We start from the raw sequence: 10,335 nt of genomic DNA on the forward strand, positions 1-10,335 counted from the left end.
GTGATGAATCTGGTGACGTCGCAGGGCGTTGGCCAGGAGATTGGTACGGTCACTATTGCCGAATCCGCAAAAGGGCTGGAGTTTACGCCTGATCTTAAAGCACTGCCACCGGGCGAACATGGTTTTCATGTGCATGCTAACGGCAGTTGCCAACCCGCTATCAAAGAGGGTAAAGCCTCAGCAGCAGAATCGGCTGGCGGTCATTATGATCCGCATAAAACTGGCAAGCATGAAGGTCCGGAAGACGCAGGTCACATGGGTGACCTGCCATTGCTGGTGGTAAATAACGAAGGGAATGCGACAACGCCGGTTGTTGCGCCGCGGCTCAAAACGCTCGACGAGGTAAAAGGTAAGGCGCTGATGATCCATGTGGGTGGCGATAATATGTCCGATCAACCGAAACCACTTGGCGGCGGAGGTGCGCGCTACGCCTGTGGTGTTATCAAGTAATCAGCGACTCAGCGTGCCCGGTGGCGGCGCTTGCTCAAGTTGTGAAAGTGAGCAGTGTAGTCGCCAGATAAGGGCCGATAACTCCTGCGCTGCGGGCTGATGATGATGGGCCAGTGCATCACAGATGCGCTGGAGTTCGTTAAGCGTGGCATTCAGCGGACGTTGCTGCACGCCACGTTCACTCATCACATCGCGTAACAGTGATATACACACATCCCTGACGCGCGCCAACGGATCTGATCGTGCCTCCCAGACGCGAAGTTGCCATACCACGTGTGAGCAGTTCAGTAGCACCACTCCCCAGCGTAGTAACCAACGTCGCGCCAGTGCATCCTGGCTGTTGCTGAGCTGGCTGACATGATGATAGGTCAGTGACTCAAACTCATTTTCACTGAGTGACGGATGGCGGCTAAGTTGATCAACAAAGTTACGCCGTAACGCGCGAATATGACGGCGGCTCTTTCTCGCATCAGAACCTGGCCGCAGAATGGCAAAAGCCAGCCACGACAGAGCGACGCCCGTGATCTTCGCCGTATTGTCATTCAAAAAAACTGCAAAATCATAGACGGGAGGATTGGTCACCGCGATGAACGATCCCATAAAGACGATCAGCTGTCCCCAAAGCCCCGCCAGTTTCGGCATCTGTAATTTTAACAACTGCATGGTGGCAAGCAGTGGGAAGAGAAACAGAATGAACTGCCAGAGATCGGTAATTTGTACCATCAGACCGAATTTCACCACAAAACTGAACAGCGACAGCAGGACCAGCGTGCGCATCAGCAAAGAGAGTGATTTGAAGGGGGCTGCTACGGCGGAATACAACACGCAGCTGATGGCGGCAAGTGTCAGAGCCCCGGAGCCTGATTCCCATTGTGCGCCAATGCTCCACGCGCCGATTGCCATCAGCGTAATGAAGGTACGCAATCCGCTCCAGAGAGCCTCCGCGTTATCGGTATGACGGGCAAGACCCGGCGTGCGCTCAATATTGATATTATCGACCGTAACCCCCTTTTCCAGTAAGCGCAGATAATGGCTGCTTTTCAGATAGATACGGCAAAAATAGCGCAGACGCTGCCAGAAGGCGACGTGCCGATAGTCATGCTGATCGACGGGGCACAGCGGGGCGATAATCCGCGCGACGGCGTAGCTGTCGGTATCGGGTTTTACCAATGCGTTCAGCAACTGCTCAATGACATTCCGGGTATTTGCCGGGGGATTGGGCCAGTTCAGTAGCATCCGCCGCAGACTGGAAATTACGCTGGTCAACCGCAACTGCTGGTGTAACAACGCATTGAGCAAGGTATTTTGACGGCGAAAACGGTAGTGGCTCCAGAACGCCTGAATACGTAGCAGATTCATGGTCAGGATTTGGCCGATCACCCCTTCATGGGCGGTGCGGATAGCATCTGTGGTTTCTGGCTGCCAGAGTAAACTGGCATGCTCCAGCAAACGTGCATGCATATTTTTCAATGCGGTCAACAGCGTGGTGCCATCGGATGTACTGGGCAGGATCATCATCATCAAGCCGCCACACAGGATCCCGACAATGACTTCGCACACACGTGCCTGGGCGATATCCCACAGTTGTGTAACCTCTGTAATATGCACCATTGGAAACGCAATAATCGCCGCGGTATAGCCTGCCAGTTGAAAAGCGTAGGCCACGTTGTTGGTGAAATGCGCGCACGCCCAGGTACAAAAACCGATCCAGACTGACATGCTCAACAGAAACAGCCACGGTTCATTGAGTGTATGACCGGCTATAATCAATGCGGCCGTTGCACCAAGTAAACTGCCCGCGATACGCCCCAGACTTTTGCTGATCACGCCACCAACGGTTGGAAAACTGACTACCGCTGCTGATGTCATCGCCCAGTAGGGTTCGTCCAGATTGAGGTAATAGGCGAAGGTTAGCGCCAGACACATCGCAATAGTATTACGCAGCGCGTAACGCCATTGTCCGCTCGTGGCTTTAAACCACGGCAGAATGGCTGGTGTCAGGCGGGGCAGTTTCATTTTTGCTGGCCGATGGACACGCTACAGGTTGTCCCCGAAACCAGCGTAACATCGTGCGGAAGGGTATCAAATTCGATACGAACAGGAACCCGCTGCGCCAGACGGACCCACGGAACGTTTGGTTTGATGTCAGGAACCAGACCGGAATTGCTTTCCACGCTCTGATCATAAATAGCGCGACCAATGCTGGAAACGTGACCCTGTAACTTAATGTTGCCGCTGTAGAGAGTGATTAGAGCAGGTGCCCCGTCTTGAATATGGCGTAGCTTGGTTTCTTCGAAATAGCCCATGACATAAAAAGAATGACTGTCGACCAGAGCAAACAGCGGTTTACCCGTTGAGGCGTAGTCTCCGGTACGGGTTGATAGATTGGTGACCCAGCCTGTGACCGGGGCTTTGACTACCGTTTGCGCCAATTGCCACTGAGCATGGCGCAAGCTGGCCTGGGCTGCGGCAACGGTCGCCTGCATGGCTTTTACATTGAGCAGTGCACTGTCCAAATCTTCTGCCGAGATGAAATTTTGCGACAAATTGCGGCGACGTCTGGCTTCATTATCGGCTTTGGTCAGATCGGACTGCGCTTTGGCCAGTTGAGCCTGTGCATTCAGCTCAGCTATTTGGAAAGGGGTCTTGTCGATAACAAAAAGAATATCGCCTTTGTTAACCAGTTGATTATCTTTAATGTTGAGTTCACTAATGCTGCCAGAGATTTGCGGTGTGATGCTGACCTGTTCAGCGCGGACTTTTCCGTCACGCGTCCATGGAGATTGCATATAGTAATTCCACATCCACCACCCGGCGAGGACGGCGATGACAGCGACTATAATAGTGGAGAAGTATTTAATGGTTTTAAGCGACATAATCACCACGCAATCAACATGACAAAGGCCAGACACACGCAAAGCGTAAAGAGGGACAGATCCATTAACAGGGGATGCCAGATTTCGCCAGAATAGATCCAGTCGCGTAGCAGGCGATGAACAACTAGCCAGAGGATAAATCCTGCAACAAACGCCTTGAAAATAGGGGGGAAGTAGACAGATGCTCCGATCATTAAATCTTGTAGGGGCAATCCTGTTGCATTAAACATAAACTTCACGGGCAAAATCCTTGGCGAAAAGAGCGTTGCTATAGGTTTAGCAAAAAAAGGGACAATGTGTCTCTGTAACGCATAATGTCTGAAAAAATGTCATCCGGTAAGCAAATTTGGCAATACATTTGTTTTGGGAATACAAATGCTGCACACTATTCTAAAATCAGCACAATAACTTAGCAAGCTAATTATAAGGAGATGAAATTGGAATCGCCATTAGGTTCTGATCTGGCACGGTTGGTGCGCATTTGGCGTGCTCTGATTGACCATCGCCTGAAACCTCTGGAGTTGACGCAGACGCATTGGGTTACGCTGCACAACATTCATCAGTTGCCACCGGATCAATCACAGATTCAACTGGCTAAAGCGATTGGTATTGAGCAGCCTTCATTGGTGCGTACACTCGACCAGTTAGAAGAAAAGGGACTCATTTCACGACAGACTTGCGCCAGCGATCGTCGGGCAAAGAGAATTAAATTAACGGAGAAGGCCGAACCGCTGATTGCTGATATGGAAGCGGTTATCAATAAAACGCGCGGCGAAATTCTGGAAGGGATTTCCGCTGAGGAAATTGATCTGCTGATAAAACTGGTCGCCAGACTGGAACACAATATCATTGAACTGCAGTCGCAGGGCTAAAGCGATCAAAACGACGTGTGGCCAGAGGCTGACCACACGTGAATTCGATTAACGTGGAGACACGGTAACCTGGCTACCATTGTTAGCCATAACAACGCGCTGACCCGCAGAGAATTTGGTCGCACCCTGCTTCTGAACCACCATAATGGTATTACCGTCATCCTTACGAATTTCCAGTTCTACGCCCTGGGTTTTATTCATCGCGCCTTGTACGCCCTGGCCTGCTACGCCACCAGCAACCGCACCTGCAGCTGTCGCTAATGAACGACCGGTACCGCCGCCTACGGTGTTACCGAGGAACCCACCCAGCACAGCACCACCAATAGCGCCAATCACGTTTGCGTCGTCACCACCCTGGATTTGCACCGGACGAACATGAACAATCGTACCGTAGGTAACGTTCTGAACTTGTTTCGCTTCGGATGCGGTATACACGTCACCGGAAAGGCTATCATTGTTAACGCAGCCCGCTAAAGATACGCCCATTAATGAAACAATCAGCACACGTTTAATCATTTACAAATCTCCTTTGTCACCACGAAACGCTAATAAAGCACTCCTCATGGCTAAATTATATGGCATTTGTGAGTCTAAGGTCACATGTTCTACTGGAACAATATGAAAATCTTAACCGAAATCGGGTTAACCGAGTATAAACGAATCATTCATCACGGTGATGGAATTTAGCGGTTACTGGAAAGATTAACCTGCAAAAATCATCAAGGAAGCATGGAATTAGTCGACACTTTATGGTGGAGTGTCAAGGCTAATTTGCTTAAAAGGATGACGTATGAAATCGGGCCGTTTTATCGGAGTGATGTCTGGAACCAGCCTTGATGGTGTGGATGTTGTGCTGGCGGCGATAGATGAAACGATGGTTGCGCAGCAGGCAAGTCTGACATGGCCCATCCCCGTTCATGTAAAACAGGCCATTCTGGATATTTGTCAGGGGCAGCAACTGACGCTTTCTCAATACGGTCAACTGGACACGCAGTTGGGGCGTTTGTTCGCTGATGCGGTGAACGCGTTGCTGCAGCAGGAAAAATTAAAACCGCAGGATATTGTCGCGATCGGCTGTCATGGGCAAACCGTGTGGCATGAACCGACAGGAATTGCGCCACACACGTTACAAATTGGTGATAACAACCAGATTGTAGCGCGTACCGGGGTAACGGTGGTCGGTGATTTTCGTCGGCGCGATATCGCGTTAGGTGGACAGGGGGCACCGCTGGTTCCAGCTTTTCATCAGGCGTTGCTGGCGCATCCAACGGAACGCCGGATGGTGTTAAATATTGGTGGTATTGCCAATCTGTCACTGCTCATTCCAAAACAACCGGTTCGGGGGTATGACACCGGCCCGGGCAATATGCTGATGGATGCGTGGATTTGGCGGCAATGTGGCCAACCTTATGATAAAGATGCACAGTGGGCCTGCTCGGGTACAGTGATCCTGCCACTGTTGCAAACGATGCTTAACGATCCGTATTTCTCTGCACCAGCGCCAAAGAGTACGGGGCGCGAATATTTCAATTATGGCTGGATTGAACGCCATCTGGCGCAGTTTCCGGGAATTCGCCCACGAGACGTACAGGCGACTTTGGCTGAGCTGACGGCCGTGACGATTTCCGAGCAGGTCCTGTTGAGCGGTGGGTGTGAACGATTGATGGTATGTGGCGGCGGTAGTCGCAATCCACTTCTTATGATGCGTCTGGCGGCGCTGCTGCCAGGGACGGAAGTGACCTCCACCGATGAAGCCGGGATCAGTGGTGATGATATGGAAGCGTTGGCCTTTGCCTGGCTGGCGTGGCGTACACTCGCGGGACTGCCGGGCAACCTGCCTTCGGTGACCGGCGCATCTGAGCCCAGCGTTTTAGGGGCTATTTTCCCCGCCAATCCACGAACTCAGAGTTAACTGAAATTATTTCAGGCGCTATACCGATAAACTAGGGATGTTAGGGAGGGTTTTTTTGCCCTCCGGGACCAGGAAAGTCTTCAGGAAATGGCTATGAAAAAATTGTTATTAGTGTGTCTGCCCGTATTGCTTACCGGTTGTAGTGTGTACAACCAATTTGTCGAGCGCATGCAAACGGATACGCTCGAATACCGCTGTGATGAAAAACCGCTTACCGTAAAATTGAACAATACCCGACAGGTGGCGAGCTTTGTTTATGATAATCAACTATTGAATCTCAAACAGGGTGTGTCGGCATCAGGTGCACGCTATACCGATGGTATCTACGTCTTCTGGTCTAAAGGCGATGAGGCAACGGTCTATAAACGAGACAGAATTGTGCTAAATAACTGTCAGTTACAGAACCCGAAGCGTTGAGATTTTCACCTGGGCGGCGCACAATAGCGTCACCCACTGACAATCCGTAGCCAACATCATGTCTGATAACGACGAATTGCAGCAAATCGCGCATCTGCGCCGTGAATACACGAAAGGTGGTCTTCGCCGCCGCGATCTTCCCGCCGAACCCCTTGCGCTGTTTGAGCGCTGGCTGGGGCAAGCCTGTGATGCCAAACTGGCAGACCCTACCGCTATGGTCGTCGCAACAGTCGATGAACACGGTCAGCCGTATCAGCGAATCGTGTTGCTCAAACATTATGATGACAAAGGGCTGGTGTTTTATACCAACATGGGCAGCCGTAAGGCGCACCAGATCGAGAACAACCCACGCATTAGCCTCTTGTTCCCCTGGCATACGCTGGAACGGCAGGTGATGGTCATCGGCAAGGCCGAACGCTTGTCCACGCTTGAGGTGGTAAAATATTTCCACAGTCGCCCGCGCGATAGCCAGATTGGCGCCTGGGTTTCTAAGCAGTCCAGTCGGATCTCCGCACGCGGAATTCTGGAAAGTAAGTTTCTTGAGCTGAAGCAGAAGTTTCAGCAAGGGGAAGTTCCGTTGCCGAGTTTCTGGGGCGGCTTTCGCGTGAGCATTGAACAAATGGAGTTCTGGCAGGGTGGTGAAAACCGTCTGCACGACCGTTTTTTATACCAACGTGAAGATGACGCGTGGAAAATTGACCGTCTGGCCCCCTAAAGATGCAAAATTCTTGTTTTAAGCGCTGGTGCTGATGAATCCGGCGCTTTATTCTATGTCTCTTTCGCATCAGGCGAAAAGTCGTGTACCGGCAAAGGTGCAGTCGTTTTATACATGGAGATTTTGATGGCAAGCAGTAACTTGATTAAACAATTGCAAGAGCGGGGGCTGGTGGCCCAGGTGACGGACGAGGAAGCGTTAGCAGAGCGACTGGCGCAAGGCCCGATCGCGCTCTATTGCGGCTTCGATCCTACCGCTGACAGCTTGCATTTGGGGCATCTGGTTCCATTGTTATGCCTGAAACGCTTCCAGCAGGCAGGCCATAAGCCTGTTGCGTTGGTGGGTGGTGCAACGGGTCTGATTGGCGATCCGAGCTTCAAAGCCGCCGAGCGTAAACTGAATACTGAAGATACCGTGCAGGAGTGGGTGGATAAAATCCGCAAACAGGTGGCACCGTTCCTCGATTTCGACTGTGGCGACAACTCGGCGATTGCTGCGAACAACTACGACTGGTTTGGCGGTATGAACGTACTGACTTTCCTGCGTGATATCGGCAAACACTTCTCCGTAAACCAGATGATCAACAAAGAAGCGGTTAAGCAGCGTCTGAACCGTGACGATCAGGGGATCTCCTTTACCGAGTTTTCTTACAACCTGCTGCAAGGTTATGATTTTGCCTGCCTGAATAAACTGCATGGCGTGGCATTGCAAATTGGCGGTTCTGACCAGTGGGGTAACATTACCTCGGGTATCGATCTGACCCGCCGTCTGCATCAGAATCAGGTATTTGGCCTGACGGTTCCGCTGATCACTAAAGCTGACGGTACCAAATTCGGTAAAACGGAAGGTGGCGCAGTTTGGCTGGATCCGAAGAAAACCAGCCCATACAAGTTCTACCAGTTCTGGATCAACACAGCTGACGCGGACGTATATCGCTTCCTGAAATTCTTCACTTTCATGGACATTGAAGAGATCAATGCGCTGGAAGAAGAAGATAAGAACAGCGGTAAAGCGCCGCGTGCCCAGTATGTTCTGGCTGAGCAGGTAACGCGTCTGGTTCACGGCGAAGAAGGTTTAGTGGCGGCGAAACGCATTACCGAAAGCCTGTTCAATGGTAACCTGAGCGACCTGAGCGAAGCGGACTTCGAACAGCTGGCGCAGGATGGTGTACCGATGATTGAAATGGACAAGGGGGCCGACCTGATGCAGGCGCTGGTGGATTCTGAACTGCAGCCTTCTCGCGGTCAGGCGCGTAAGACCATTGCGTCTAATGCGGTCACCATTAATGGTGAGAAACAATCTGACCCGGAATATTTCTTCCAGGACAGTGATATTTTGTTCGGCCGCTACACCTTACTGCGCCGTGGCAAAAAGAACTACTGTCTGATTTGCTGGAAGTAAGTCAAAGTCAGCAGGGGCGTGGGAAACTACGCCCCTTTATTTTTTAGGGTTGTGGTAAGTAAAATGAAGAATATCCTCGCCATCCAGTCCCACGTTGTTTTTGGCCATGCCGGCAACAGTGCTGCCGAATTTCCGATGCGTCGTCTTGGCGCGAATGTCTGGCCGCTCAACACCGTTCAGTTTTCTAACCACACGCAGTACGGTAAATGGACCGGCTGTGTTATGCCACCCAGTCACCTGACTGAGATTGTTCAGGGCATTGCTGATATCGATAAACTTCAGACCTGCGATGCGGTGCTGAGTGGTTATCTGGGATCCGCTGAGCAGGGCGAGCATATTCTGGGTATTGTGCGCAAAGTGAAAGCGGCAAATCCCCAGGCGAAATTCTTTTGCGATCCAGTGATGGGTCATCCTGAAAAAGGGTGCATCGTGGCACCTGGCGTTGCGGAATTTCATGTTCGTCACGCACTTCCGGCCAGCGACATTATCGCGCCAAATCTGATTGAACTCGAAATTCTGTGCGAGCATGCGGTTAACAATGTTGATGAGGCGGTGCTGGCTGCCCGTGAACTGATTGCGCAGGGGCCGGAAATTGTGCTGGTTAAGCATCTTGCCCGTGCAGGCATGAGCGCAGATCGCTTTGAGATGCTGTTGGTCACCGCTGATCAGGCGTGGCATATCAGCCGTCCGCTTGTTGATTTTGGCTCACGCCAACCGGTTGGCGTTGGTGATGTCACCAGTGGCTTGCTGTTGGTTAAACTGTTGCAGGGGGCTTCATTGCAGCAGGCGCTGGAACATGTGACTGCGGCGGTGTACGAAATTATGATCGCCACCAAAGAGATGCAGGAGTATGAGCTGCAGGTGGTTGCCGCTCAGGATCGTATCGCGAAACCGGAACACTACTTTAGCGCTACTCAGCTGTAATCAATGTGCAATGGCGCTCACGCTTATCGGGCCTGGGTTTGGCTGTAGGCCGGGTAAGCGCAAGCGCTACCCGGCAACAACAATTAATTTAATCCTTCCGCTTTAAGCGCTGCGGCAACCGCCGGGCGTTCAGCCATCCGCGCCATATACGCCTCGATATGGCTTAATCCTGCCATATTCAACTTAACCGCATACGCCCAACGCAGTACGGTAAACAGATAGGCATCAGCAATGCTGAAGCGTGCGCCGCAAATCCACGGGTTGTCTTTCAGCGATTCGTTCACATACTGCATTTTTTTCTCAAGCAATGCGCGTACGGTTGGTTTGTACTCCTCTGGCGTGTCCGGGCGGAACAGTGGGGTAAAACCTTTATGTAGCTCTGTAGCGATATAGTTAAGCCATTCGATAGTTTTGTAGCGGGAGAGACTGCTGGTAGGGGCCAGGAGATGACGGTCTGGAACGGTATCTGCGAGATATTGCATGATGGCGACGCCTTCGGTCAGTAGTGTACCATCATCCAGCAACAGTGCGGGAACTTGTCCTTTCGGGTTTACCGCGAAAAAATCGTCGCCGTTTTCCAGGCGTTTCTTCATCAGATCAACACCATCCAGAGTGAAATCTTTACCGCTCTCACGAAGTGTGATGTGGGAAGCGAGAGAACAAGCGCCCGGTTTGTAGAACAGTTTCATCGGTAACTCCTTTTGGCTGAGGTATACCGTATGGTAGTGCTACCTGGAGCAAAAAAAAAGCCGCTAACAACAGTTAGCG

11 protein-coding genes and 1 pseudogene are annotated in these 10,335 nt (G+C 51.5%); 7 read left to right on the forward strand and 5 right to left on the reverse strand.

Going from position 1 to position 10,335, the window contains the following annotated elements:
- A partial coding sequence (gene sodC / locus FDX03_RS18430) for a superoxide dismutase [Cu-Zn] SodC (RefSeq protein ID WP_249357104.1) occupies positions 1–450 on the forward strand: 450 nt, incomplete at its 5' end.
- Here sodC and FDX03_RS18435 read toward each other — a convergent pair.
- From FDX03_RS18435 to FDX03_RS18445, 3 genes and pseudogenes are all read right to left on the reverse strand, one after another.
- Positions 426–2,466: pseudogene (locus tag FDX03_RS18435) on the reverse strand (FUSC family protein). The gene sodC and the pseudogene FDX03_RS18435 sit on opposite strands and share 25 nt — an antisense overlap.
- On the reverse strand, positions 2,463–3,326 hold the full coding sequence (locus tag FDX03_RS18440; RefSeq protein ID WP_048211756.1) for an HlyD family secretion protein: 864 nt from the start codon (positions 3,324–3,326) through the stop codon (positions 2,463–2,465). Before FDX03_RS18440 ends, FDX03_RS18435 begins: the two are co-directional and overlap by 4 nt.
- A gap of 2 nt (positions 3,327–3,328) precedes the next feature.
- On the reverse strand, positions 3,329–3,565 hold the full coding sequence (locus FDX03_RS18445) for a DUF1656 domain-containing protein (protein ID WP_005127177.1): 237 nt from the start codon (positions 3,563–3,565) through the stop codon (positions 3,329–3,331).
- Positions 3,566–3,757: 192 nt separating this feature from the next.
- Between FDX03_RS18445 and slyA the strand changes: the two genes are divergently transcribed.
- Positions 3,758–4,198 (forward strand): transcriptional regulator SlyA, encoded by a 441-nt coding sequence (slyA, locus tag FDX03_RS18450; RefSeq protein WP_019076732.1) that lies wholly within the window; start codon positions 3,758–3,760, stop codon positions 4,196–4,198.
- Between the two features lie 48 nt (positions 4,199–4,246).
- On the opposite strand, the gene slyB is transcribed toward slyA, so the two are convergent.
- Positions 4,247–4,714: an outer membrane lipoprotein SlyB gene (gene slyB, locus FDX03_RS18455; protein WP_003029175.1), complete on the reverse strand. Its 468-nt coding sequence runs from the start codon at positions 4,712–4,714 to the stop codon at positions 4,247–4,249.
- 274 nt (positions 4,715–4,988) lie between these two features.
- On the opposite strand from slyB, the gene anmK reads away from it, so the two are divergent.
- From anmK to pdxY, 5 genes are all read left to right on the forward strand, one after another.
- Positions 4,989–6,110 (forward strand): anhydro-N-acetylmuramic acid kinase, encoded by a 1,122-nt coding sequence (anmK, locus tag FDX03_RS18460; RefSeq protein ID WP_048211755.1) that lies wholly within the window; start codon positions 4,989–4,991, stop codon positions 6,108–6,110.
- 87 nt (positions 6,111–6,197) lie between these two features.
- Positions 6,198–6,527, forward strand: coding sequence for a C-type lysozyme inhibitor (mliC, locus tag FDX03_RS18465; RefSeq protein WP_086523662.1), 330 nt, complete (start codon positions 6,198–6,200; stop codon positions 6,525–6,527).
- Positions 6,528–6,585: 58 nt separating this feature from the next.
- On the forward strand, positions 6,586–7,242 hold the full coding sequence (gene pdxH, locus FDX03_RS18470) for a pyridoxamine 5'-phosphate oxidase (protein ID WP_048211753.1): 657 nt from the start codon (positions 6,586–6,588) through the stop codon (positions 7,240–7,242).
- A gap of 126 nt (positions 7,243–7,368) precedes the next feature.
- The gene (gene tyrS / locus FDX03_RS18475; RefSeq protein WP_020996426.1) at positions 7,369–8,643 is read left to right on the forward strand and encodes a tyrosine--tRNA ligase; all 1,275 of its coding nucleotides are present in this window, start codon (positions 7,369–7,371) and stop codon (positions 8,641–8,643) included.
- A 63-nt stretch (positions 8,644–8,706) separates the two neighbouring features.
- Entirely contained in the window at positions 8,707–9,567 is an 861-nt protein-coding gene (pdxY, locus tag FDX03_RS18480; RefSeq protein WP_048211752.1) for a pyridoxal kinase PdxY, read from the forward strand.
- 83 nt (positions 9,568–9,650) lie between these two features.
- Here pdxY and gstA read toward each other — a convergent pair whose 3' ends face one another.
- Positions 9,651–10,256 (reverse strand): glutathione transferase GstA, encoded by a 606-nt coding sequence (gstA, locus tag FDX03_RS18485; RefSeq protein ID WP_048211751.1) that lies wholly within the window; start codon positions 10,254–10,256, stop codon positions 9,651–9,653.
- Between the last annotated feature and the right edge of the window lie 79 nt (positions 10,257–10,335).

Source organism: Citrobacter sp. wls827, assembly GCF_005280875.1.
Classification (GTDB): domain Bacteria; phylum Pseudomonadota; class Gammaproteobacteria; order Enterobacterales; family Enterobacteriaceae; genus Citrobacter; species Citrobacter youngae.

Coding starts and splice junctions, on each gene's coding strand:
- FDX03_RS18440 (WP_048211756.1), bottom strand. CDS start 3,326: ATGTCGCTTAAAACCATTAAATACTTCTCCACTATTATAGTCGCTGTC.
- slyA (WP_019076732.1), top strand. CDS start 3,758: ATGAAATTGGAATCGCCATTAGGTTCTGATCTGGCACGGTTGGTGCGC.
- slyB (WP_003029175.1), bottom strand. CDS start 4,714: ATGATTAAACGTGTGCTGATTGTTTCATTAATGGGCGTATCTTTAGCG.
- anmK (WP_048211755.1), top strand. CDS start 4,989: ATGAAATCGGGCCGTTTTATCGGAGTGATGTCTGGAACCAGCCTTGAT.
- mliC (WP_086523662.1), top strand. CDS start 6,198: ATGGCTATGAAAAAATTGTTATTAGTGTGTCTGCCCGTATTGCTTACC.
- pdxH (WP_048211753.1), top strand. CDS start 6,586: ATGTCTGATAACGACGAATTGCAGCAAATCGCGCATCTGCGCCGTGAA.
- tyrS (WP_020996426.1), top strand. CDS start 7,369: ATGGCAAGCAGTAACTTGATTAAACAATTGCAAGAGCGGGGGCTGGTG.
- pdxY (WP_048211752.1), top strand. CDS start 8,707: ATGAAGAATATCCTCGCCATCCAGTCCCACGTTGTTTTTGGCCATGCC.
- gstA (WP_048211751.1), bottom strand. CDS start 10,256: ATGAAACTGTTCTACAAACCGGGCGCTTGTTCTCTCGCTTCCCACATC.